Here is a 23944-nt window from a genome sequence, read left to right on the forward strand (position 1 = left end):
GGCGCGGAAAGGTCAGCCGGCGGCCGGGAAAAGGAGGTGAACGCGAGTGCTGCCCTGGGCAGCTATCGGGGCGACAACGACCACGGGGTCCACCTCCTGCTCTCTACTCCTCGGGGCGGCCACAACGGCCCCCGAACCGGACGCGACAAACGCTAGCCGACCGACCCGCCCGGACCAACCGGTTTTTGACCTGCGAAAACGCGAGGCAACCGGAGCGCACGGGCCAACATTGGCCCTGCAAAAGCGCCGGGGCTGGGGCCGCCTACCCGCCGTACCGGTGCTTGAGGTTCGGGTCGTCCAGCCACCAGGGCCGCATCCCCGCTTCCTCCTCGACCGGCAGCCCCGCCGCCTGCGCCTGGGCCGCCGCCTCCTCGAAGCGGGCGTCCAGCTCGGCGTCCACGGCCTTGATCTCCTCCCGCCCCTGCACCACCATCCGCCGCACCAGCGCGGCCAGGAACGGCAGTCCGACCAGGTCGCCCAGCACCCAGAACGCGTTGCCGCCCCAGGTCTGGTCCTGCGCCAGACTCGGCCCCCACGGCCGCCCGAGCGCCACGTAGTAGTGCTCGGCGACCAGGTGGCCGCCGTAGATCAGCACCAGCCCGAGCCCCGCGTCGAAGATCACCTCGGCGAAGGTGATGAACAACCCGACCAGGTGCGGGTACTCGTGCCCGACCGGGTCGATCTGCAGCCGCGGCCAGAAGTAGGCCAGGCCGAGCAGCACCAGCGCCAGGTGCAGCAGCACGTTCCCGAACGCGCTGGACACCGACTCCTCGTACCAGGGCGTGAAGTAGAGCAGCCACGGCGGGGCCATCAGCAGCGCGGTGGAGACGGCCGGGAACATCAGCACCTTGGACGGCCCGCTGCGCAGCACCCGCAGGATCCGCTCCCGCCGGGCCGGCGGCGCGGCTGCGACCAGCAGCGAGACCGGTGCGCCGAGGGCGAGCAGCAGCGGGACGACCATGAGCAGCAGCACGACCTGGACGGCCCGGTCGGTGAACAGGATCCGCTCGTACACGCCGAGGCCGGAGCAGGTGCACCAGATCCACAGCAGCAGCCCGCCGAGGAAGGCGGCGGTGCGGGACGGCTGCCAGCGCTCGCCGCCGGCCCGGTGGACGGCGCGCACCGCGGACAGGTACCAGCCGGCGAGCAGTACCGAGAGGGCGAGCACGAGCGGTTCGGCCGTCCACGAGGTGGCCAGGTCGGACCACTGCCAGGGCGGCGGTCCGCTGTAGGCGAGCACTCGCACCGCGCCGTCCATCCGTCCGCTCACCTCGTATCGCGCCCTGCCGCCGCCGGCGCCGTCCGGTCGGCCGTCGGGCGCCGCGGGTCGGACCACGGCGCCCGGCCATGATGGCCTCCCGGACGGGGCCCGCCGCGCCCGGGGCCCACCTCTATACCCACAGCTGAACAAAGCTTTACCAAGCCTGAACAAAGCTTTGCCCAGGCAAAGTTCCGGCCTCGATACCCCTCGGATCGCAACCGGCGGAGAACCCCGTTCGTCTGGCAGGATGCACCGTCGGCGATACCGGCCGCGCGGGTGATGACAAGGGGACGACAAGGGTGCACAGCACTGCACGCGGCGAGGGCCGCCGGCTGGCGACGCGCCACCGCAACATCGAGTTGGGCCTGCTGGCGCTCGCGGTGGCCGTCTGTCTGGCGGGACACATCGACGCCGATCTGGCACTGACCGGCAAGATGCCGCACGGACTGCTGGTGCACGGCCTGGCCCTGGGCGGACTGGCCGGGGCGGCGCATCTGGCGGTGCGGCGGTTCGCCCCGTACGCGGACCCGCTGATCCTGCCTCTGGGCGTCTTCCTGACCGGCTTCGGGCTGATGCTGCTGGACCGGCTGGACATCTCCTACGCGGCGGCGCACGCCAGGAAGGGCGACTACCAGAAGCTCCCGGCCGCGCCCTCGCAGCTGATGTGGGTGTTCATCTCGGTCGCGGTGGCGATCGCGCTGATCGTGCTGATCAAGCACCACCGGTTCTTCCAGCGGTACGTGTACCTGCTGATGACGGGGGCACTGATCCTGCTGGCGGCGCCCGCGTTCTTCCCCGGCCGGGCGGAGGACTTCGGCGCCAAGCGCTGGATCCGCCTGTTCGGGCTCTCCTTCGAGCCGGACGAGTTCGTGAAGGTCGCGATCACGATCTTCTTCGCCGGCTACCTGATGGCGTCCCGGGACGCGCTCGCGCTGGCCGGCCGGAAGATCTGGGGGATGACCCTGCCGCGCGGGCGGCACGTCGGCCCGGTGCTGGCGATCTGGGTGGTCAGCCTGCTGGTGCTGGTCTTCGAGCGCGACCTCGGCACCTCGCTGATCTTCTTCGGCGTCTTCGTCGTGATGCTGTACGTGGCGACCGAGCGGACCAGTTGGGTGGTGCTCGGCGTGCTGATGGCGGTCGGCGGAGCGGCGGTGGTCGGCACCGTGGAACCGCACGTGCACGGGCGCGTCGAGGCCTGGCTGCACCCGCTCGACATCTACAAGGAGCACCACGACCCGGCGATCATCTCCGACCAGCCCGCCGAGGCGCTGTTCAGCCTGGGCACCGGGCACCTGACCGGGACGGGCCTGGGCTCGGGGCGACCGTGGCTGATCGGCTTCGCCGGGCGCAGCGACTTCGTCTTCACCACGATCGGCGAGGAGTTGGGCCTGGCCGGGGTGACGGCGGTGCTGCTGGTGTACCTGCTGCTGGTCCAGCGCGGGCTGCGGACGGCGGTCGGGTTGACCGACCCGTTCGGCAAGCTGCTGGCGGCGGGGCTGTCGACGGCGCTGGCGCTGCAGGTGTTCGTGGTGGTCGGCGGGGTGAGCGGGCTGGTGCCGCTGACCGGTAAGGCGCTGCCGTTCCTGGCGGCGGGCGGCTCGTCGCTGCTGGCGAACTGGCTGATCGTGGCGCTGCTGATCAAGCTGAGCGACTCGGCCGGACGGACGGCCCTGGAGCCGGCGCCGCCGAGCCCCGATCCGCTCCCGGCGCAGGCCGGACCGGCCGACCGGTCAGCGGCCCCGGGCGGCTCGACCCCGGCGGCCCCGGGCCCGACCCCGCCCCGCGGCTCGACCCTGACGGCCCCGATCTCCGTGAACCCGGCCGGCCCGGACCGGACGGGGGCGGACCCGGCCGGCCCGCACGCCCCGGCCGAGCCGTCCGCGTACGGGTACGGCAACCCCCCGGCCCCGCAGTCCCCCTTCCCGCCGAGCCCGGCCACCGCCTGACCCTCGTCCGACCACCCGGGCCCCGCCCGGACGCACGGACCCACGGACCGACACCCGCGCACCCGGCACCCGGCACCCGCCGAACACCCGGTGACGGCCGCACAGGAAACGCGCAGGAAACGCACAGGGCCTCCCCCGCATCCCGCGGAGGAGGCCCTGCCCATCGTGGCGTCGTGGCTCCCGGAGCCCCTACCGCTGCTGCTCCCACGGCGGCCGGGGCGGGTAGTCCGGCGCCTGCCGCTCCGGCGGCGGCCCGGTCGGCCGGTCGCTGTCCGGCGGGGGCGGCGCGGGCCGGTGGTGGGGCCCGCCGCGGGCGGTGAGGCGGCCGCGGACGTTCTCGGCGGCCAGCACGTCGGCCCAGCGCTCGGGGTACTCGGAGGGGACCTCGACGTCGTCGGCCTCCTCCTCGCCCCACTCCTCCTCGACGCCCTCGGCGAGGCCGAGTTCGCGGGCGCGCCGGGCCCGTTCGGCGGCCCGCCGGGCGGCGACCTCGCGGACCACGGCGGCGGCGGCCTCCTCGTGGGCGCGCTCGTTCTCGGCGCGCGCGTCGGCGGTCTCCAGGGTGGGCCAGCGGCGGTCTATGGCGGCGTTCATGGCGGCGCCGATGAGGACGGCCAGGGCGACCACGAAGATCCACAGCAGCACGGCCACCGGCGCGGCCAGCGAGCCGTACACCGAGGGGCCCTCGACCGAGCTGACCAGGTAGATCCGCAGGGCCACGCTGCAGAAGACCAGCACCACCAGAGCGACCAGGGCGCCGGGGATGTCCTCGCGCCAGGGAGTGGAGACGGGGACGGCCAGGTGGTACAGGGTGGTCAGGGAGACGATCAGCAGCACGATGGCGACCGGCCAGTACGCGGCGCCGACCAGCCCGGCGATCCCGGGCACGGCGTTCTCGACCAGTCCGGGTCCGGCCATCAGGAGCGGCAGCACCAGGGAGCCGATGACGAGGGCGCCGAGGTAGAGGCCGAGCGACATCAGCCGGGTCTTGACCATGCCTCGCTTGCCGTCGAGCCCGTACATGACGGTGATGGTGTCGATGAAGATGTAGAGCGCCCTGGAGCCGGACCACAGCGACAGCAGGAAGCCGATCGAGACGAGGTCGGGCCGGCTGCGGTCGAACACCTGGTTCAGCAGGGGCACCACGATCTCGCGGACGGACGAGTCCGACAGGACCGTCCCGGAGGCCGAGACGATGTCGTGCTTGAGCCGGTCGATGGTGCCGGCGCCGAGGAACTCGTCGAGGTAGCCGAGGGTGCCGGCCAGTCCGAGGAGCAGCGGCGGGATCGACAGCAGGGTGAAGAAGGCGGCCTCCGCGGCGAGGCCGGTGACCCGGTACTCGACGCAGGTGTTGGTGGTGTCCTTGACCAGTTCCCACGCCGTGCGGTGCCAGGTGGCCTGCTTGGCCGCACGCCTGGCGCCCTTGCCCCGACGCCGGGAGGGCCGTTCGGGGTTCGGTCTGCTCGTATCGCCTGCTGCTTCCACAGGACTAACGGTATCGGGCCGGGGCGGCCCGGTTGATCTCCCCCGGGGTGCGGGCGCGTGGCCGGGCGCCGACGCGGGGAGCGGCGGGAATGGCCGGGAGTCTCACATGGCGAAACTTCAGCGTCCATCATGCGGATGTTAGTGGACCGCGGGTCCCGCGCCGTGCGAATCTCTTGCCATGCCGAGCGCCGGAACCACCCTAGTAGGTCGACTCCACGTCGATCTCCTTCGCGTGTCCAGCGCCATCTGTCCGGTGATCTGAGCCCACCCCGCCGCACCACCGCCCCCGGCGCCATCCTCCTCGCCGTCCCCGCTGAATCGGACGTGCAGGCGCCCGCCCGGTCACGGTCACTGCTCTCCCGGCCCTGGGAAAACCCGCAGGTCACAGCAGCAGCGCACCGCCGAGCACGCCCAGCGACCCACCCGGCGTCAGAGCCACCTGCCTCGAAGGACTTCACCATGGCCACCACTCCCGAGACCGCCGAGCCCACGGCCGACCGCGCCGCCGCGCGCCGCCCCGCGGCGACGCGCAAGGCGACCCGCCACCGCGGCGAGGGCCAGTGGGGCATGGGCCACTTCACTCCTCTGAACGCCAACGAGCAGTTCAAGAAGGACGACGACGGTCTCAATGTGCGGACACGTATTGAGACGATCTACGCGCACCGTGGCTTCGACTCGATCGACCCCGCCGACCTGCGCGGCCGGATGCGCTGGTGGGGTCTGTACACCCAGCGCAAGGAGGGCATCGACGGCGGCAAGACCGCGATCCTGGACCCGCACGAGCTCGACGCCGAGTACTTCATGCTGCGCGTGCGCATCGACGGCGGCCGGCTGACGGTCGCCCAGCTGAAGGCGATCGCCGAGGTCTCCGAGCAGTACGCCCGCAACACCGCCGACCTGACCGACCGCCAGAACGTCCAGTACCACTGGATCCGGATCGAGGACGTCCCGGCGATCTGGCGGAAGCTGGAGGCCGTCGGTCTGTCCACCACCGAGGCCTGCGGCGACACCCCGCGCGTCATCCTCGGCTCCCCGGTGGCCGGCATCGCCGAGGACGAGATCATCGACGGCACCCCCGCCATCGAGGAGATCCAGCGGCGCTTCATCGGCAACCCGGACTTCTCCAACCTGCCGCGCAAGTTCAAGTCCGCCGTCTCCGGCTCCCCGCTGCTGGACGTCGCGCACGAGATCAACGACGTCGCCTTCGTCGGCGTGGTCCACCCCGAGCACGGCCCCGGCTTCGACCTGTGGGTCGGCGGCGGCCTCTCCACCAACCCCAAGCTGGGCGTGCGCCTGGGCGCCTGGGTCCCGCTGGACGAGGTGGCCGACGTCTACGGCGGCGTCATCGGCATCTTCCGCGACTACGGCTACCGCCGGCTGCGCAACCGCGCCCGGCTGAAGTTCCTGGTCGCCGACTGGGGCGTGGAGAAGTTCCGTCAGGTGCTGGAGGACGAGTACCTCAAGTACCGGCTGGTCGACGGCCCCGCACCGCAGGAGCCCAGCGGCCGCTGGCGCGACCACGTCGGCGTCCACCGGCAGCGGGACGGCAGGTACTACATCGGCTTCGCGCCGCGCGTCGGCCGCGTCGACGGCCGGCTGCTGGGTCGGATCGCCGACCTCGCCGCCGCGCACGGCAGCGGCCGGCTGCGCACCACCGCCGAGCAGAAGATGCTGATCCTCGACGTCGCCGAGGACCAGGTCGACGCGGTGGTGGCCGGCCTGGAGGCGCTGGACCTGCGGGTCACCCCGTCGCCGTTCCGCCGCGGCACCATGGCCTGCACCGGCATCGAGTACTGCAAGCTCGCCATCGTCGAGACCAAGGAGCGCGGCCGCACGCTCATCGACGAACTGGAGAAGCGCCTGCCGGACTTCGCCGAGCCGCTGACCATCAACATCAACGGCTGCCCGAACGCCTGCGCCCGCATCCAGGTCGCCGACATCGGCCTCAAGGGCCAGCTGGTCTCGGACGAGAACGGCGAGCAGGTCGAGGGCTACCAGGTGCACCTCGGCGGCGCGCTCGGCCTGGAGGCCGGCTTCGGCCGCAAGGTCCGCGGCCTCAAGGTCACCAAGGCGGGCCTGCCCGACTACGTCGAGCGCCTCCTGACCCGCTACCAGGCCGACCGCGCCGAGGGCGAGCGCTTCGCCCAGTGGGCGGCCCGCGCCGGCGAGGAGCAGCTGTCGTGAGTGAACGCGCCGCCCCGTTCTTCTGCCCCTACTGCGGGGACGAGGACCTGCGCCCCTCCGAGGCCGGGCACGGGGCCTGGGAATGCCACGGCTGCCGCCGCGCCTTCCAGTTGAAGTTCCTCGGCCTGCTGTCTCCGACAAACCACGGGGGTGCGTCACATGAGCAACGTGATTGATGGCGAGGAGACAGCCGCCCGGGCCGGCCGCGAGCTGGAGGAGGCGACGCCCCAGGAGATCCTGGCCTGGGCCGCCGACACCTTCGGCAAGCGCTTCTGCGTCACCTCCTCGATGGAGGACGCGGTCGTCGCCCACCTCGCCTCCTCGGTCTTCCCCGGCGTGGACGTCGCGTTCCTGGACACCGGCTACCACTTCCCGGAGACCATCGGCACCCGCGACGCGGTGGCCGCGACCATGCCGGTCAACGTCATCACCCTCACGCCGCTGCGCACCGTCGCCGAGCAGAACGCCGAGCACGGGCCGAACCTGCACGACCGCGACCCGGACCTGTGCTGCTCGCTGCGCAAGGTCGAGCCGCTCAACCGCGGCCTCGGCGGCTACGACGCCTGGGCCACCGGGCTGCGCCGCGACGAGTCCCCGAGCCGGGCGAACACCCCGGTGGTCTCTTGGGACGCCAGGCGCCGCAAGGTCAAGATCGCCCCGATCGCCCGGTGGACGCAGGAGGACGTGGACGCCTACGTCGCCGCCCACGGGGTGCTGCTCAACCCGCTGCTGTGGGAGGGCTACACCTCGATCGGCTGCTCGCCGCTGTCCTGCACCCGCAAGCCCGCCGAGGGCGAGGACGCCCGGGCCGGCCGCTGGTCCGGATCCGGCAAGACCGAGTGCGGCATCCACCTCTGACCACCTGTCACCTACTCCCTAAGGACTTCGAAAAGTGACCACAGCCGACACCCCGGCCGCCGCCGACGGAGCCGCGGAGGCGGCCCCCGCGGCCGCCCCCCGCGAGCGCGGCGCCACCGTGTGGCTGACCGGGCTGCCGAGCGCGGGCAAGACCACGCTCGCCTTCGCCCTGGCCGAGCGGCTGCGCGCCGAGGGCCACAAGGTCGAGGTCCTGGACGGCGACGAGATCCGCGAGTTCCTCTCCAAGGGCCTCGGCTTCACCCGCGAGGACCGGCACACCAACGTCACCCGGATCGGCTTCGTCGCCGAGAGGCTCGCCGCCAACGGCGTCAAGGTGCTCGCCCCGGTGATCGCCCCGTTCGCCGACTCCCGCGCCGCCGTGCGCGGGCGGCACGCCGCGGCCGGCACCGAGTTCCTGGAGATCCACGTCGCCACCCCGGTCGAGCTGTGCGCCGAACGCGACGTCAAGGGCCTGTACGCCAAGCAGGCCGCCGGCGAGATCACCGGGCTCACCGGCGTGGACGACCCGTACGAGGCTCCGGAGAAGCCGGAGCTGCGGATCCGGACGCAGGGCCGCGCGGTCGCCGAGTCCGCCGCCGAGCTGCACGCCTTCCTGACCGAGAGGGGTCTGGCATGACCACCGCGACCGACAGCCCGGTCCGCACCGACGACACCCCGTACGCGCTGTCCCACCTGGACGCGCTGGAGGCCGAGTCGGTGCACGTCTTCCGCGAGGTCGCGGGGGAGTTCGAGCGCCCGGTGATCCTGTTCTCCGGCGGCAAGGACTCCATCGTCATGCTGCACCTGGCACTCAAGGCCTTCCACCCGGCCGCCGTGCCCTTCTCCCTTCTGCACGTCGACACCGGGCACAACTTCCCCGAGGTCATCGCCTACCGCGACCGCGTCGTCGCCGAGCACCACCTGCGCCTGCACGTCGCCCACGTCCAGGACTTCATCGACGACGGCCGGCTGCGCGAGCGCCCGGACGGCACCCGCAACCCGCTGCAGACCGTCCCGCTGCTCGACGCCATCGAGAAGGGCCGCTTCGACGCGGTGTTCGGCGGCGGACGCCGCGACGAGGAGAAGGCCCGCGCCAAGGAGCGCGTCTTCTCCCTGCGCGACGAGTTCGGCGCCTGGGACCCGCGCCGCCAGCGCCCCGAGCTGTGGTCCCTCTACAACGGCCGCCACGCGGTCGGCGAACACGTCCGCGTTTTCCCGCTGTCCAACTGGACCGAGCTGGACGTCTGGCAGTACATCGAGCGCGAGGGCATCGACCTCCCGGAGATCTACTACGCCCACGAGCGCGACGTCTTCTCCCGCGGCGGCATGTGGCTGACCGCCGGCCAGTGGGGCGGTCCCAAGGATGACGAGCCCGTCGAGCGGCGGCTGATCCGCTACCGCACCGTCGGCGACATGTCCTGCACCGGCGCCGTCGACTCCGACGCCACCGACATCCAGGCCGTGATCGCCGAGATCGCCGCCAGCCGCCTCACCGAACGCGGCGCCACGCGGGCCGACGACAAGCTGTCCGAGGCCGCGATGGAAGACCGCAAGCGCGAGGGATACTTCTAAATGAGCACCGTCCAGGAAACCACCGCCACCTCCCTGCTGCGCTTCGCCACCGCCGGATCCGTCGACGACGGCAAGTCCACCCTGGTCGGCCGCCTCCTGCACGACTCCAAGTCGGTGCTCGCCGACCAGCTGGAGGCCGTCGAGCGCGTCTCCCTGGGCCGCGGCCAGGACGCGCCCGACCTCGCGCTGCTCACCGACGGCCTGCGCGCCGAGCGCGAGCAGGGCATCACCATCGACGTCGCCTACCGCTACTTCGCCACCCCCCGGCGGCGGTTCATCCTCGCCGACACCCCCGGGCACGTGCAGTACACCCGCAACATGGTGACCGGCGCCTCCACCGCCGAACTCGCTGTCGTCCTGGTCGACGCGCGCAACGGCGTCGTCGAGCAGACCCGCCGGCACGCCGCCGTCGCCGCACTGCTGCGGGTGCCGCACGTGGTGCTGGCCGTCAACAAGATGGACCTGGTCGAGTACGCGGAGCCCGTCTTCGCCGCCATCGCCGAGGAGTTCACCGCCTACGCCGCCTCGCTCGGCGTGGGCGACGTGGTGGCCGTACCGATCTCCGCCCTCGCCGGGGACAACGTCGTCGAACCGTCCGCGCACATGGACTGGTACGGCGGCCCGACCCTGCTGGAGCACCTGGAGACCGTCCCGGTCGGCAGCGACCCGAGCGCCGAACCGGCCCGCTTCCCGGTCCAGTACGTGATCCGCCCGCAGAGCGAGGAGCACCCCGACTACCGCGGCTACGCCGGCCAGTTGGCCTCCGGCGTGCTGCGGGTCGGCGACGCCGTGACGGTCCTGCCCTCGGGCCACACCACCACCGTCGCCGGGATCGACGCGCTCGGCAAGGAGACGCAGCTCGCCTGGGCGCCCCAGTCCGTCACCGTCCGCCTCACCGACGACCTCGACGTCTCCCGCGGCGACCTGCTCGCGGCCGGCCCGGCCCCCGTCCCCACCAAGGACATCGAGGCCACCGTCAGCCACCTCAACGAGCGCCCGCTGCGCGCCGGGGACAAGGTACTGCTCAAGCACACCACCCGCACCGTGCGCGCGCTGGTCAAGGACATCACGTACCGGATCGACATCGACACCCTCGAACAGCGCTCCGGCGCCGAGGGGTTGACCGTCAACGACATCGGCCACGTGGTGCTGCGCACCGCCGAGCCGCTGGCCCTCGACACCTACCGCGACAACCGCCGCACCGGCTCGTTCCTGCTGATCGACCCGGCCGACGGCACCACCCTCACCGCCGGCATGGCGGGCGAGGCCTTCGCGACCGTACGCGCCACCGAACCCGCCGAGGAGGACTGGGTCTGATGCCCAGCGAGGCGTTCTCGGGCATGGACAAGGAAGGCGGCCGCATCGGCAGCGGCGTCCTCGGCAGCGGCCAGGGCGGCCTGACCCGATGTGTGGGCCGACGGGGCTGAGAACGCCCCGTCACCGGGCCGGCTCCCCCGCAGCCGGCCCGGCTTGCCCGGCATCGACGATGCCGCCAGCGCCACACCAGAACTTCCGTCCCAGGACCGCTTCCTGACGGTCCGTCCATGAACAGGACCCACCCTTGGCACCGAACCAGGCACCCGCCCGCAGCGCCCTCTCGCCTAGGCCGGTCCGCCCGAACGCCGGCCGGATCAGACGCTCCGCCGTGGCCGCGGTGGCCGGCCTGACCGCCGTGACCCTGCTGTCGGCCTGCAGCTACGGCTCCAAGGCGGACGACAAGAAGTCCAACGCCGCCGACTCCACCTCCGGCTCGGCCGCCGCCTCCGGCGCGAAGCTCTCCGCGGACACCGTGAAGATCGGCTACTTCGCCAACCTGACCCACGGCACCGCGCTGGTCGGCCTCCAGGAGGGGCTGTTCCAGAAGGAGTTGGGCGCCACCCAGATCAAGACCCAGGTCTTCAACGCGGGCCCGTCCGAGATCGAGGCGCTCAACGCCGGGTCGATCGACATCGGCTGGATCGGCCCCTCCCCCGCGATCAACGGCTACACCAAGTCCGACGGCAAGTCCCTGAAGATCATCGGCGGTTCGGCCTCCGGCGGGGTCAAGCTGGTGGTCAACCCGGACAAGATCTCCTCGCTGGACGACCTCAAGGGCAAGAAGATAGCCACCCCGCAACTGGGCAACACCCAGGACGTGGCGCTGCTCAACTACCTGGCGGGCAAGGGCTACAAGATCGACGCGGCGACCGGCGCGGGCGACGTCTCGGTGGTGCGCACCGACAACAAGGTCACCCCCGACGCCTACCGGCAGGGCTCCATCGACGGCGCCTGGGTGCCCGAGCCCACCGCCTCCAAGCTGGTCACCCTCGGCGCGAAGGTCCTGCTCAACGAGAAGGACGTCTGGCCGGACAAGAAGTTCGTGATCACCAACATCATCGTCTCGCAGAAGTTCCTCACGGAGCACCCGGACGTGGTGGAGGCCGTGCTGCGCGGTTCGGTGAACACCAACGCCTTCATCAAGGCCAACCCGGACAAGGCCAAGGCCGACGCCAACGAGGCGATCAAGAAGGAGGCCGGCAACGCGCTGGAGCCGGCCGTCCTCGACCCGGCCTGGGCCGACGTCGACTTCCTCGACGACCCGCTGGCCGGCACCCTGCAGGCCGAGGCCGACCACGCCGTGACCGCCGGGCTGCTCAAGAAGCCCAACCTGAACGGCATCTACGACCTCACCCTGCTCAACAAGGTGCTCGCGGCCGAGGGCCAGGGCCCCGTGGCGGACGCCGGACTCGGCGGCAAGTAGCGCCGCGGTCCGCCCCGACTCCGCGGTCCGCCCCCGACTCCGCGGTCCGGCCCCCCGCCCGGTCGATCCCCGATCGATGCCCACCGGGGCGGGCGGGGCCGGACCCCGGCCCCACCTCACCAGCCTCCGACCACTCACGCAGGAGGTGCCCGGATGACCCCGGCACTGACCACCTCGGCGGACACCCCCGGTGCCGACACCGGCGGCGCCGCGCCCGCCGTCCGGATCTCACACGTGCACAAATCCTTCGGCCGCCCGGGCGCGCAGACCCACGTCCTGGACGACATCACCCTCGACGTCGCGCCCGGTGAGTTCGTCACGCTGCTCGGCGCCTCGGGCTGCGGCAAGTCCACCCTGCTCAACCTGGTCGCCGGCCTCGACAAGCCCACCGCGGGCGCCATCGAGGTGCCCGGCGGCCGCCCCGCGCTGATGTTCCAGGAGCACGCGCTGTTCCCCTGGCTCACCGCCGGCCGCAACATCGAACTCGCCCTCAAGCTCGCCGGCGTCCCCCGCCCGGAGCGCCGCGCCGAGGCCGAGCGCCTGCTCGAACTCGTCCGCCTGGGCGGCTCGTACGGCAAGCGCGTGCACGAGCTGTCCGGCGGCATGCGCCAGCGCGTCGCGATGGCCCGCGCGCTCGCCCAGGGCAGCAAGGTGCTGCTGATGGACGAGCCGTTCGCCGCGCTCGACGCCATCACCCGCGACGTGCTGCACGACGAGATCACCCGGATCTGGGCCGAACGGCAGCTGTCCGTCCTGTTCGTCACCCACAACGTGCGCGAGGCCGTGCGGCTCGCCCAGCGCGTCGTCCTGCTCTCCTCGCGCCCCGGCCGGGTCGCCCGCGAGTGGCGGATCGACCTGCCGCAGCCGCGCCGCATCGAGTCCTCCGGCGTCGCCGACCTGTCCATCGAGATCACCGAAGAACTGCGTGGGGAGATCCGTCGCCATGGCCAGCACTGACACCACTCCGGTCCTGGAGTTGCGCAAGGCCGCCACCGACACCGCGGGCGTCGGCGCCGGCCTGGACGCCCTCGACACCGTCTCGGCCCAGCGCGGCTCGCTCGGCGAGGCGCTGCGGAGCAAGGCGCTGCCGCCACTGATCGGCGTCCTCGTGGTGCTCGCCCTGTGGCAGGGCGCGTACAGCCTGCACCTCACCTCCTCCTACAAGCTGCCCAGCCCGACGGACGTGTGGCACTCCGCCCAGGACCTCTGGTACCAGGGCACCCTGTTCTCGATCATCTGGACCAGCGTCTGGCGCGGCCTGTCCGGCTTCCTGCTCGCCGTCGTCATCGGTACCCCGATCGGGCTGGTCGTCGCCCGCGTCCGCCCGGTGCGCACCGCCATCGGACCGGTCCTGCAGGGCCTGCAGTCGCTGCCGTCGGTCGCCTGGGTTCCGGCCGCGGTCATCTGGCTCGGCATCAACGACCAGATGATGTACGCGGTCATCCTGCTCGGCGCCGTCCCCTCCATCGCCAACGGCCTGGTCGCCGGCATCGACCAGGTGCCGCCGCTGTTCCTGCGTGCCGGACGCACCATCGGCGCCACCGGCCTCACCGGCGCCCGGCACGTACTGATCCCCGCCGCGCTGCCCGGCTACCTGGCCGGGCTCAAGCAGGGCTGGGCGTTCTCCTGGCGCTCCCTGATGGCCGCCGAACTGGTCGCTTCCTCCCCCGACCTCGGCCGCGGCCTGGGCCGGTTCCTGGAGGACCAGCGCGAGTTCTCCGACATGTCCGGGGTGCTGCTCGGCATCATCCTCATCCTGTTCGTCGGCATCGCCATCGAGCTGCTGGTCTTCACCCCGGTCGAGCGCCGGGTGCTGCGCAACCGCGGCCTGCTGGCCACCTCCAAGTAGGACCGAGCAAGGACTCCCGCCATGCCCGCACTCCTCCTCATCGCGCACGGCAGCCGCGATCCGCGGCACGCCGCCACGGTCGCCGCGCTCGTCGACGGGGTGCGGGCGCAGCGCCCCGGGCTGGAGGTCGCCACCGCGTACCTGGACCACTGCGCGCCGCGCATCCCGCAGGTGGTGGGGCGGCTCGACGACGCGGTGGCCGTCCCACTGCTGCTCAACCGGGCGTACCACGCCAAGCACGACGTCCCCGCCGCGCTGCGGGCCGCCGGCTCCCGGCTGCCGGTGGCGGACGTGCTCGGCCCCTCCCCGCTGCTGCTCGCCGCGCTGGACCGGCGGCTGGCCGAGGCCGGGCCCGACCTCGCCTCGCCCGCCGTCCGGGCCCGGACCGGCGTCGTGCTCGCGGCGGCCGGCTCCTCCGACCCGGCCGCCGACGCCGCCACCCGCGCGGTGGCCGCCGAGTGGCGCCGCAGCCGGGGCTGGGCGGCCGTCGAGGTGGCCTACGCCTCCGCGGGCGGCCCGCGCGTCCCGGACGCCCTGACCGCCCTGACCGCCGCCGGCGTCGCCCGTACCGCCGTCTCCCCCTACCTGCTGGCCCCGGGCCTGCTGCCCGACCGCATCGCCGAGGCCTCGACCGGGACGTCCGAGGCCACCGGGGCGGACGTCGTGGCCGGCGTGCTCGGCCCCGCCCCCGAACTCGCCACCCTGCTGCTGGAGCGCTACGACGCCGCGCGCCGGGCCGCACCGACGGCCCCGGCCCTCACCGCCTGAGCCCGGTGCCGGCTCAGGCGTGGTCCAGGACGCTGTGCTCGCCGAGGTCGGCGGCGTGCCGCGCCACGGTCCGGTAGTCCGCGTCGTCGTGGAGAACCGTGAGTCCGTGGTGCGCGGCCGTCGCCGCGATCACGAGGTCCACGGCGGAGGCGCTCCGGTGCTGCCCGGCGAGCGCCATCCGCCGTTGCACCGTGTCGATCCAGCGGCCCGCGCTCTTGGGCACCGAGACATCCGGGTAGAGCTCGGCGAACATCTCGGAGATCTCGTCGTACTCCCGGCCGTCGCGCGCGCTGTAGAGGAACTCGGCCCGCTGCGGATAGCACGACGCGATCGACCCGGCGTCGATCGCGTCGTACCAAGCGGTCTGGAGCTTCGGCTCACGCAGCAGCCGGAACAGTGCGGAGGTGTCGAGGAGGTAGATCACCGAGCGTCCTTCTCGGCCTGGTGCAGCCGCTCGGCGTGCTCGACGGCTCCCCAGTGCCGTGCCCGCTCGAAATGGCGGCCGATGCGGGCCGCGCGCTCCTGCTGATCGGCGTAGAAGCGCAGCGCGAGGTTGACGGCGTCCTTCTTGGTGCGCACTCCGGCCAGGGCCATCGCCCGTTCCAGCGCCTCTTCGTCGATGTCGATCTGTGTCACGGACATTCGGCACCTCCGTCGATCGATGTTGGTGATGTACATACCACTGTACTTCACCAACATCGGGGAGGGTCATGGAGGCGGTGAGATCCGGCGGAGGGTGAAGGTGTCCGCCGGGTGGCCGGTGTCGGAGGCGGCGAGGCCGCCGGATAGCTGGTAGAGGGTGCCGGCCGGGCCCGCCATGACGGCGGTGGGGGTGGGGTCGGCGGTCCGAGCCGCCGGTCCGCCGCCCCGGCGGGGTTCCGGGTCGGCGGACCGGACGGGTCGTCAGACCGGCAGGTTCCACTTCTGGTTGTCGGCGCCGTTGCAGTCCCAGATGCCCAGCTGGTTGCCGTTGGCGGTGGAGAAGCCGAGGTCGTCCAGGCAGCGACCGGACTGCGGGTTGAGCAGCGAGCCGTCGGGACGGGCCTGCCACTGCTGGGAGCCGGTGCCGTTGCAGTCGTAGATCTGGACCTTGGTGGCGTTCCCGGTGCCGCCGCCCGAGACGTCCAGGCACTTGCCGAGGGCGCGGATCGTGCCGTCGACGCCGATCCGCCACTTCTGCGCCCACGAGTTGTTGCAGTCGTAGATCTGGACGGGGGTGCCGTTGCCGACGTTGGCACCCTTCACGTCGACGCACTTGCTCGCGTAGCCCGTGATCTGGCCGGTCGGGCCCGCGGGCGGCACGGCGCCCAGGAGGACGCGCGGGAACATGACGGTGTCGCCGATGCCACAGGCGGCGGATGCGGTGCCGTCGCCGATCGCCACGCCGCCGAACGCGGGGCGGAAGAACTGCACGGTGTGGTCGGCGTTCCAGTAGGAGCAGTTGGCGGTGACGGACCAGGTCTGCATCGGGTCGAGGCCGGTACAGGTGCCCACGGCGTTCCAGCCCGCGACGTAGGCGGAACAGGCGGGCGCGGCCTGGGCGGAGGTGGCCGGGGCGACCAGGGCGGCGGCCCCGGCGAGCAGGGCGGTGGTCAGCAGTGCGGAGGTGCGGCGCATCGGTACGGTCGTCCTTCCGGTCGGCGAGTGGTGTCGACTCACCCTCCGCGGCTCCGTGGTGACGGTGCGACGGGTGTGTGGGCCACGGGAAAGACTCGGGGGCCCGTGGGCGACCGTCAACGGCAGTTCGACGGCAGCTGCCGGGGTGACCGGCGCTGGACTGCGACGTCGTCCGGGGCGGCAGTTTCACCGCGCGGGCAGCGGCGTCGCGCCCGTCGGCCCCGCCCCGGAACGCGGAACGGGCCCCGCGGCCTCCCCCTGGTGCGGGGAGGTCGCGGGGCCCGTTCGGCGGGACTCGGACGACCGTCAGTCGAAGGTGCGGCGCTGGCGGCCGGTGCCGTAGTTGGAGCCGGACTTGGCGCCGCTGCCGGGCTTGGCCCGGCCGGAGGAGCGACCGATGAAGCCGGCCGCCTGGGGGCGGTCGCCCTGGGCGGCGGCGCCGAGGCGCTGCTTGGGGCGGGCGCGGCGCGGGTTGCCGTTCATGTCGACGTCGGCGGGCAGCCCGGAGCGCTTGCCGGGGCGGCGGCGCGGGTTGCCGGCCTTGGCCTCGGACTTGGCGGCGGGCGCCTCGGCGGGCACCGGGACGGCGACCGCGACCGCGACGCCGCTGGGGGTGCGGGCGCCGGTGATCTTGGCGAGGTCGGCGTCGCCGGGACGGACCTTGGTGACGGTGGGGCGGATGCCGGCGACCGTCATCAGCCGGTTGACCTCGCGGCGCTGCTCGGGCAGCACGAGGGTGACGACCGTCCCGGACTCGCCGGCCCGGGCGGTGCGGCCGCCGCGGTGCAGGTAGTCCTTGTGGTCGACCGGCGGGTCCACGTTGACGACCAGGTCGAGGCCGTCGATGTGGATGCCGCGGGCGGCGACGTTGGTGGCGATCAGCGCGGTGACGTTTCCGTCCCGGAACTGGTCCAGCACCCGGTTGCGCTGCGGCTGGGACTTGCCGCCGTGCAGGGCCGCGGCCCTGACGCCGTTGGCGAGCAGCTGCTTGGCCAGCCGGTCGGCGCCGTGCTTGGTGTGCACGAACATGATCACCCGCCCGTCGCGGGAGGCGATGTGCGCGGTGGTCGACGCCTTGTCGGCCGGGTCGAGCTGGAGGACGTGGTGGTCCATGGTGGTGACCGCGCCGGCCGACGGGTCGACCGAGTGGGTCACCGGGTCGGTCAGGAAGCGCTTGACCAGGCGGTCGACGTTGCGGTCCAGGGTGGCGGAGAAGAGCATCCGCTGCCCGCCCTCGGCGACCTGCTCCAGCAGCTTGCTGACCTGCGGCAGGAAGCCCATGTCGGCCATCTGGTCGGCCTCGTCGAGGACCGTGACGGTGACGTCGGAGAGGTTGACGTCGCCGCGCCCGATCAGGTCGTCGAGCCGGCCGGGGGTGGCGACCAGGACCTCGGTGCCGCGGCGGACGGCGTTGGACTGCCGGTTGATCGACATGCCGCCGACGACGGTGGTGATCCGCAGGTTGACGGCGGTCGCGTAGGGGGTGAGCGCCTCGGTGACCTGCTGGGCCAGCTCGCGGGTCGGGACCAGGACGAGCGCCAGCGGGTACCGGGCGACGGCGCGGCGGCCGGCGGTACGGGCGAGCAGCGGCAGGCCGAAGGCGAGGGTCTTGCCGGAGCCGGTGCGGCCGCGGCCCAGCACGTCGCGGCCGGCGATCGAGTCCGGCAGGGTGGCGCCCTGGATCGGGAACGGCGCGGTGACGCCTTCGCGGGTGAGCGCGCTGAGGATCGCCTTGGGCAGGTCGAGCTCGGCGAAGGTCTCCGCCGGGGGCCGGGCCGGGGTGCCCTCGACGACGGTGAAGTCGGCGGGCTCGGACACGGCCGCGGCACGGGTGTTCTTGGGGGCGCCGGTGCGGTTGCGCGGCTTGCGCGAGCGCTCGGCGTTGCCGGTGGCACGCGGGTTCTCGCCGCGGCGGGCGCGCTCCGGGTTCTCGGCGCGGCCGGCGTTGCCGGTGCGGCGCGGGTTCTCGCCGCGGCGGGTCTGGTCGGTGCTGCGGGCGGCGCGGTCGCGCGGCGGGCGGGCAGGGGTGGTCACGAAATCTCCGTACGTCGGTCGGCAGCCCCGGTCAGGGACTGGTCGGCCGTCGGTGGGAAGATCGCCGCCCCGGCCGTACGGCGGCATGGGCGAGGGCCCGCACCGTGTGGTACGGGCCCCCGCTTCGCGAGATCGCGAGTCAGCGCGGAGGCTGACGTCAGCCGATGACGCGGATGTTCTCGGCCTGCGGGCCCTTCTGGCCCTGGGTGACGTCGAACTCGACCTGCTGGCCCTCGACGAGCTCACGGAAGCCGTTCGCCTGGATGTTCGAGTAGTGGGCGAACACGTCCGGGCCACCCTCGGCCTGCTCGATGAAGCCGAAGCCCTTTTCGCTGTTGAACCACTTCACGGTGCCGGTAGCCATAACCGTCTCCTCTAACTGGGGCATCAGGGATTCACACCGCGTGAACCCCGGAGTAGCCGCGATCCCCATCCGGAGACTGAAACACCGGACAAAACAAATGCGCCTGTTGGTTGGAACCAGCAGGCGCACACATACGTTCATGGGAACCAAAACTGCAACTGAGTCGATCGTAGCATGGCGACACCCCGATTGACCGGGGACTTTTGTGCTCGGCAGATCACGTTTGGCGGCCACGGAAAGGGGGCAAGCGGCGCCCCGCCGAAGCGGGGCGCCGCCTGTTGACGCGCCTTTGGTGGCGCCGACCGTGTCCGAACGAACCGGTCGGCACCGGCATCCGGACGAACCGGTCAGTACCGGCCGGCCGGCTCCGGCACGCCGTGCGCACCCGCCACCGGCGCCGGGCCGGTGCCGTGACCCTGCCCGTGGCCGTGGCCCGGGGTGCCGCCGTGACCGGGCCACCAGGCGCGGTTGCCGATCAGCGCGGTGAGCGCCGGGGTGAAGAACATCGCCATCACGAAGGCCGCCAGCACGATACCGAAGGCCATCGCGAAGCCGAACTCCATCATGAAGGTGTTGCCCGCGAGCATGAACGTCCCGAACGAGGCCGCCAGGATGAAGCCGGCCGCGGCGACGGTCGGGCCGCCGTGGCGCAGCGCCTCACGGGCCGCCTCGCGCGGGCTGCGGCCCGCGCGGGCCTCCTCGCGCAGGCGGGCGATGATCAGGATGTTGTAGTCGGTCCCGATCGCCACCACGAAGAGGTAGATGAGGATCGGCATCATGAACATCAGGCCGGTCTCGTTGCCGATCTTCTGGAAGAGCAGCGTGGTGGCGCCCAGCGTGGCGCTGAAGCCGAGGCCGACCGAGGCCATCAGGTACCAGGGGGCGACCACGCTGCGCAGCTGGAGCGCGAGGATCAGCAGGATCAGCAGCCCGGCGATCGGGAAGACCAGCTTGTAGTCGTGGGCCATCGCCAGGTTGATGTCCTTGAACACCGAGGTGAGACCGGCGACCTTGGCCTCCGTGCCGGCCGGGGCCTGCCCGTGGGCGACCGTGCGCAGCTCGGTGATCGTGCTGATCGCCTCGTTGCTGGCCGGGGCGTCCTTGAGCATGACGGTGAACTGGGCGGTCTCGCCGTCGGCGCTGATGCTCTTGGCGTCGGCGCTCGGCAGGAAGACCTTGGACACCCCGCCGACCTGCTGGAGCTTGTCGGCGTAGGCCGGGAAGGAGGCCGGGTCGAGCTTCTTGCCGTCGGTGGAGCTCAGGTAGACCTGGCTCGGGTCGGCGGCGCCGGCGGAGAAGCCGGTGGCCATCTTGTCCTGGACGACCATCGACTCCTTGTCCTTGGGCATCGAGCTGCCGGCCATGTCGAAGAGGCCGTTGTAGCTCAGCGCGCCCACGGACAGGGCGACCAGCACACCGCCGGAGACGGCGGCGGCCAGCGCCGGGCGCTTCTGGACGACCCGGCCGAGCGCGGCGAACCGGGCATCGCTCGGCTCGTTCATCCACTTCTTGCCGGGCCAGAAGACGGCGCGGGCCGGGATGACGGCGAGCAGCGCCGGGGCCAGGGTGAGCGAGGCCAGGGCGGTGACGACCACCGCGATGGCCAGGGCCGGGCCGAGGGCCTGGAACATGCCGAGGCTGGAGAGGATCAGCGCGGCGAAGGCGATGGTGACGGCGCCGGCCGCGGAGGCGATCGCCTCGCCGACCCGGCCGACCGCGTTGGCCACGGCGTCCTTGCGGTCGTCGCCGGCCCGCAGCCGCTCGCGGTAGCGGAAGGCGAGGAAGAGGAAGTAGTCGGTGCCGACACCGAGCACGACGACGATCAGGATCGCCATCAGGATCGGCGTGCTCTTGAGGTCGAACGCCTTGGTGGCGTAGTTGATCAGGCCCATGGAGGCGGGCAGCGCGATCATCAGCGAGACCAGGATCGGCAGCAGGCCGGCCAGGATGCTGCGGAAGATGATGCCGACGATCACGATGACCAGCAGGAGCGTGGCCATGGTGATGATGCCCTCGGCCGAGCCGGAGGCGTCCTTCTGGTCGAGCGCCTGCGCGGCGGGGCCGCCGAGCTGGAACTTCAGGTCGGTGCCGGCGGCCAGTGCCTTGCCGTCGTCGCGGATGGCCTTGGCCACGTCCGCCGTCTGGTTCTGGTCCTGCTGCTTCGACTTGTCGATGGCTATCAGGGCCATCGCGTACTTGTGGTCGGGCGAGGTGGACTGCTTGTCCGGCGGGAGGATCGTCTCGACGCCGTCGATCTTCTTCGCCGTCAGGTCGTGGACCAGCTTGACCATCGCGGTCTGGTCGGCGTCGGTCAGCGCGGCGCCGTCGTTGCGCTCGAAGAGCGCGAGCGCGGACGGGGTGAAGGCGGCGGGGAAGGCCCGCTCCTGCACCTGCGCGGCCTGGATGGACTCGTAGTGCTTGGGCAGGAACGAGGCCTCGTCAGCCTGCGAGCTGACCTTCGGCGCGGTCATGATGATGGCGATCATCCCGATCACCCACGCGATGATCACCCACCACGCGCGGCGAACGACGAATTGTCCTAGTCGGTGGAACATGCTCGATGCCTCCTGGGCATGGTTCACCGCAGCCCTTGGGGGACGGGACGCCGGGCGACGGCAGGACCGACCGGGAGACGCACGGCGGCGCTCCCTAGCCGGTCGGCAGGTAAGTAGGTCTGGGCGTCATCCTACGAGTACTTGCTTGCCGCCCGGCAAGGAGCCCCCGTGTTCCAACCCCCGTCGGGCCGCCCCGAAGCGGCCCCGTCCCAGTCTCACCCGGGCGCACCCTCCGTGACCTCGTGCTCCGGGTGGAGACAGCTCCCCCTCAGGGTGGATCCCACCCCCTACCCCCTGGGAGGAGATGTCAGGGTGGGAGGGTAGGGAAAACCCCACCCCCGCACCCCCGTGCGTCATGATGATCACCGTCCGGAGGCCTCCGGACGAACGCCGGCACAACGGAGCACCGTCATGATCCCCTTCGACGAAGGCCGCGCCCGGCTGCTGCTCGCCCACGCCTGCGAGTCCGCCGGCCTGCCCGGCCCCGGCGACGCCCGGCTGCTCGCACTCGGCGAGAACGCCGTCTTCGACCTCGGCGACCCGGCCGTGGTCGCCAAGGTCGGCCGCGGCCCCGAGCTGTACGAGCGGGCTCAGCGCGAACTCGCCGTCGCCCACTGGCTCGCCACCCAGGGCGTCCCGGTGGTCCGGCCGTACGACGCGGTGGCGCCCGAGCCCCAGCTCGCGCACGGGCACCCGGTCACCTTCTGGCACCGGCTCGCCCCCGCCGTCCGCCCCGCCCGCCCCGCCGACCTCGCCCCGCTGCTGCGCGCCCTGCACCGGCTGCCGCTGCCGCCGTTCCCGCTCGCCCACCGCGACCTGCTGGCCCCGGTCGAACGCTGGCTGGCCTCCGCCGAGGGGCACGTCGACCCGGCGGACGTCGCCTTCCTGCGCCACCGCCGGGACGGCTTCGCCGCCGCGCTGCCCGACCTCGCCCCGCACCTGCACCCCGGGGTGATCCACGGCGACGCGCTGCCCCGCAACGTCCACGTCGGCCCGGACGGGCCCGTCCTGCTCGACCTGGAGAACGTCTCGCACGACCTGCGCGAGCACGACCTGGTGGTCCTCGCGCTCAGCCACGACCGGTACGGCGTGCCCGGCGAGGAGTACCGGGCGTTCGTCGAGGCGTACGGCTGGGACGTGCGGGACTGGTCCGGCTTCGCGGTGCTGCGCGGGGCCCGGGAGACCGCCAGCGCCTCCTGGGTGGCCCAGCAGGCACCGGGCAACCCGGGCGCGCTGGCGGAGTTCCGGCGCCGGGTCGCCTCGCTGCGGGAGGGCGCCACCGAGGTGCGCTGGTACCCCTTCTGAGGCGTCCGGTCACCCGTCGGGCGCAGGCCTCGGGAGGCCCGGCGGGCGGAGGTGTCCGGATACCCGGCGGGCCGTGGGGACGCCAACTCGGGCGCCTGTGAGAAGACTCCTACGGCGATCCGGTCCGGTCCGCAACCGGGGTACGTACGATCGGCGTCCTATCGGACGGTCATCCTGACCGAGGGATTGGCACCCGTCCGCTGCACCCCCCTGCACCACAGGAGCCGCCGCCATGCCCCAGCCCGCCACCCGCCGGCCCTCCCTCCCGCCCCCCACTCCCCGCGCCGCCCGCCGCCGGCTGATCGTGGGCTGTGTCGCGGTGGCCGCCGCCCTGGGCCTGGCCGCGTGCGGCACCGCCAGCGGAGCCCTCCAGTCGCAGAACAGCCCGAGTGGCCAGCCCCCGATCACCATCACGCCGGCCACCGACCAGCCGACCGGCAGCCCGGTCGCCACCGTCGTGCCCACCCCCGACTCCGACGGCGCCTCCGCCTCCGCCGCCCCGCCGGCCGTCCCGAAGCCGCGCACGCCCAAGGCGCCGACCGGGACGGCCACCGCGACCACGGGCGTCCCCGCGACGCCGGCCGGCAGCACGACCCACCCGGCCGCCCCGGCCACCCCCACCGCGCAGCCCGCGCCACCTGCACCGCCCGCGCCGCCCACCCCCGTCAAGCCGGGCACCGTGATCGGCTCCACCGCCTCCGGCGGCCGCACCGTGGCGCTCACCTTCGACGACGGCCCCGGCCCCGCCACCGGCCAGATCCTCGACCTGCTGGCGCAGTACAAGGTCAAGGCCACCTTCTGCGAGATCGGCCAGAACGCCGCCGCCAACCCGGCCCTGGTCAAGCGCGTCCTCGCGGCCGGCCACCGGCTCTGCGACCACAGCGTCCACCACCCGCAGCCGTTCGCGAAGCTCCCGCACGACCAGGCGGCCTACGAGATCTCCGCCGCCAAGGACATGATCGTCCAGGCCGGCGGCCCCGGCACCCGGGTCACCTGGTTCCGCGCGCCCGGCGGCGGCTTCAACGCCGACAACGAGCAGATCACCGCGAGCCTCGGCATGTCCTCGCTCGCCTGGTCCGTCGACCCGCGCGACTGGTCCCGCCCCGGCGTGCCCGCCATCGTCTCCACCGTCCAGAAGCAGCTCAAGCCCGGCGGCGTGATCCTGATGCACGACGGCGGCGGCGACCGCAGCCAGACCGTGGCCGCGCTCAAGGAGCTGCTGCCCTGGCTGGTCGCGCAGGGCTACACCTTCGACTTCCCCGCCGCGTAGACCGGCCGGCGGTCCGCCGCACGCGGGCCGGCCCCTGGGGTGCGGCCGACCATTCGCGTCGGATCGGCGCGCGGTGCCCGGGTGCGTGCATCGCGAGGCGGGGAATGGGGGCACCTCCCGGCCGAAGGCTGGGAGA

Annotated in this window: 22 protein-coding genes; 14 read left to right on the forward strand and 8 right to left on the reverse strand. The window is 72.7% G+C overall.

What is annotated here, in order from left to right; genetic code table 11:
* Positions 1 to 262: 262 nt before the first annotated feature.
* Positions 263 to 1258, reverse strand: coding sequence for a cytochrome c oxidase assembly protein (locus P3T27_RS03830; protein ID WP_280674283.1), 996 nt, complete (start codon positions 1256 to 1258; stop codon positions 263 to 265).
* A gap of 302 nt (positions 1259 to 1560) precedes the next feature.
* On the opposite strand from P3T27_RS03830, the gene P3T27_RS03835 reads away from it, so the two are divergent.
* Complete coding sequence (locus P3T27_RS03835; protein ID WP_280674284.1) at positions 1561 to 3207, forward strand: FtsW/RodA/SpoVE family cell cycle protein; 1647 nt, start codon at positions 1561 to 1563, stop codon at positions 3205 to 3207.
* A 189-nt stretch (positions 3208 to 3396) separates the two neighbouring features.
* Here P3T27_RS03835 and P3T27_RS03840 read toward each other — a convergent pair whose 3' ends face one another.
* Positions 3397 to 4692 carry a YihY/virulence factor BrkB family protein gene (locus P3T27_RS03840; protein ID WP_280674285.1) on the reverse strand — a complete coding sequence of 432 codons (1296 nt, stop codon included), beginning with the start codon at positions 4690 to 4692 and terminating at the stop codon, positions 3397 to 3399.
* Between the two features lie 178 nt (positions 4693 to 4870).
* Between P3T27_RS03840 and P3T27_RS40970 the strand changes: the two genes are divergently transcribed.
* The 11 genes from P3T27_RS40970 to P3T27_RS03890 all read left to right on the forward strand — a co-directional run bounded on the left by P3T27_RS40970 (position 4871) and on the right by P3T27_RS03890 (position 14663).
* On the forward strand, positions 4871 to 4954 hold the full coding sequence (locus tag P3T27_RS40970) for a putative leader peptide (protein WP_329492070.1): 84 nt from the start codon (positions 4871 to 4873) through the stop codon (positions 4952 to 4954).
* A 197-nt stretch (positions 4955 to 5151) separates the two neighbouring features.
* On the forward strand, positions 5152 to 6876 hold the full coding sequence (locus P3T27_RS03845; RefSeq protein ID WP_280674286.1) for a nitrite/sulfite reductase: 1725 nt from the start codon (positions 5152 to 5154) through the stop codon (positions 6874 to 6876).
* Positions 6873 to 7052, forward strand: a complete 180-nt coding sequence (locus tag P3T27_RS03850) for a hypothetical protein (RefSeq protein ID WP_280674287.1) — start codon at positions 6873 to 6875, stop codon at positions 7050 to 7052. Before P3T27_RS03845 ends, P3T27_RS03850 begins: the two co-directional genes overlap by 4 nt.
* Positions 7036 to 7734, forward strand: coding sequence for a phosphoadenylyl-sulfate reductase (locus P3T27_RS03855; RefSeq protein ID WP_280674288.1), 699 nt, complete (start codon positions 7036 to 7038; stop codon positions 7732 to 7734). The genes P3T27_RS03850 and P3T27_RS03855 overlap by 17 nt, the downstream gene beginning before the upstream one ends.
* Before the next feature lie 118 nt (positions 7735 to 7852).
* Complete coding sequence (gene cysC / locus P3T27_RS03860) at positions 7853 to 8371, forward strand: adenylyl-sulfate kinase (protein ID WP_280674786.1); 519 nt, start codon at positions 7853 to 7855, stop codon at positions 8369 to 8371.
* On the forward strand, positions 8368 to 9306 hold the full coding sequence (gene cysD / locus P3T27_RS03865) for a sulfate adenylyltransferase subunit CysD (protein ID WP_280674289.1): 939 nt from the start codon (positions 8368 to 8370) through the stop codon (positions 9304 to 9306). The genes cysC and cysD overlap by 4 nt, the downstream gene beginning before the upstream one ends.
* The gene (locus tag P3T27_RS03870) at positions 9307 to 10623 is read left to right on the forward strand and encodes a GTP-binding protein (protein ID WP_280674290.1); all 1317 of its coding nucleotides are present in this window, start codon (positions 9307 to 9309) and stop codon (positions 10621 to 10623) included.
* Positions 10624 to 10951: 328 nt separating this feature from the next.
* On the forward strand, positions 10952 to 12046 hold the full coding sequence (locus tag P3T27_RS03875; RefSeq protein WP_280674788.1) for an aliphatic sulfonate ABC transporter substrate-binding protein: 1095 nt from the start codon (positions 10952 to 10954) through the stop codon (positions 12044 to 12046).
* 153 nt (positions 12047 to 12199) lie between these two features.
* Entirely contained in the window at positions 12200 to 13003 is an 804-nt protein-coding gene (locus P3T27_RS03880) for an ABC transporter ATP-binding protein (RefSeq protein WP_280674291.1), read from the forward strand.
* Positions 12990 to 13895: an ABC transporter permease gene (locus P3T27_RS03885; RefSeq protein ID WP_280674292.1), complete on the forward strand. Its 906-nt coding sequence runs from the start codon at positions 12990 to 12992 to the stop codon at positions 13893 to 13895. The genes P3T27_RS03880 and P3T27_RS03885 overlap by 14 nt, the downstream gene beginning before the upstream one ends.
* Positions 13896 to 13916: 21 nt before the next feature.
* On the forward strand, positions 13917 to 14663 hold the full coding sequence (locus P3T27_RS03890; protein ID WP_280674293.1) for a sirohydrochlorin chelatase: 747 nt from the start codon (positions 13917 to 13919) through the stop codon (positions 14661 to 14663).
* A gap of 13 nt (positions 14664 to 14676) precedes the next feature.
* Here P3T27_RS03890 and P3T27_RS03895 read toward each other — a convergent pair whose 3' ends face one another.
* The 6 genes from P3T27_RS03895 to P3T27_RS03920 all read right to left on the reverse strand — a co-directional run bounded on the left by P3T27_RS03895 (position 14677) and on the right by P3T27_RS03920 (position 21233).
* Positions 14677 to 15087: a PIN domain-containing protein gene (locus P3T27_RS03895; RefSeq protein WP_280674294.1), complete on the reverse strand. Its 411-nt coding sequence runs from the start codon at positions 15085 to 15087 to the stop codon at positions 14677 to 14679.
* Positions 15084 to 15305: a type II toxin-antitoxin system VapB family antitoxin gene (locus P3T27_RS03900; protein WP_280674295.1), complete on the reverse strand. Its 222-nt coding sequence runs from the start codon at positions 15303 to 15305 to the stop codon at positions 15084 to 15086. The genes P3T27_RS03895 and P3T27_RS03900 overlap by 4 nt, the downstream gene beginning before the upstream one ends.
* Before the next feature lie 261 nt (positions 15306 to 15566).
* Entirely contained in the window at positions 15567 to 16280 is a 714-nt protein-coding gene (locus P3T27_RS03905; RefSeq protein ID WP_280674296.1) for a ricin-type beta-trefoil lectin domain protein, read from the reverse strand.
* 306 nt (positions 16281 to 16586) lie between these two features.
* Positions 16587 to 18098, reverse strand: coding sequence for a DEAD/DEAH box helicase (locus tag P3T27_RS03910; RefSeq protein WP_280674790.1), 1512 nt, complete (start codon positions 18096 to 18098; stop codon positions 16587 to 16589).
* A gap of 373 nt (positions 18099 to 18471) precedes the next feature.
* Positions 18472 to 18678 (reverse strand): cold-shock protein, encoded by a 207-nt coding sequence (locus P3T27_RS03915; RefSeq protein ID WP_280674297.1) that lies wholly within the window; start codon positions 18676 to 18678, stop codon positions 18472 to 18474.
* Between the two features lie 347 nt (positions 18679 to 19025).
* Positions 19026 to 21233 (reverse strand): MMPL family transporter, encoded by a 2208-nt coding sequence (locus P3T27_RS03920; protein ID WP_280674298.1) that lies wholly within the window; start codon positions 21231 to 21233, stop codon positions 19026 to 19028.
* A gap of 411 nt (positions 21234 to 21644) precedes the next feature.
* Between P3T27_RS03920 and P3T27_RS03925 the strand changes: the two genes are divergently transcribed.
* Positions 21645 to 22538: an aminoglycoside phosphotransferase family protein gene (locus tag P3T27_RS03925; protein WP_280674299.1), complete on the forward strand. Its 894-nt coding sequence runs from the start codon at positions 21645 to 21647 to the stop codon at positions 22536 to 22538.
* Positions 22539 to 22770: 232 nt separating this feature from the next.
* On the forward strand, positions 22771 to 23808 hold the full coding sequence (locus P3T27_RS03930) for a polysaccharide deacetylase family protein (RefSeq protein ID WP_280674300.1): 1038 nt from the start codon (positions 22771 to 22773) through the stop codon (positions 23806 to 23808).
* Positions 23809 to 23944: the final 136 nt, after the last annotated feature.

This window comes from Kitasatospora sp. MAA19 (genome assembly GCF_029894125.1).
Classification (GTDB): domain Bacteria; phylum Actinomycetota; class Actinomycetes; order Streptomycetales; family Streptomycetaceae; genus Kitasatospora.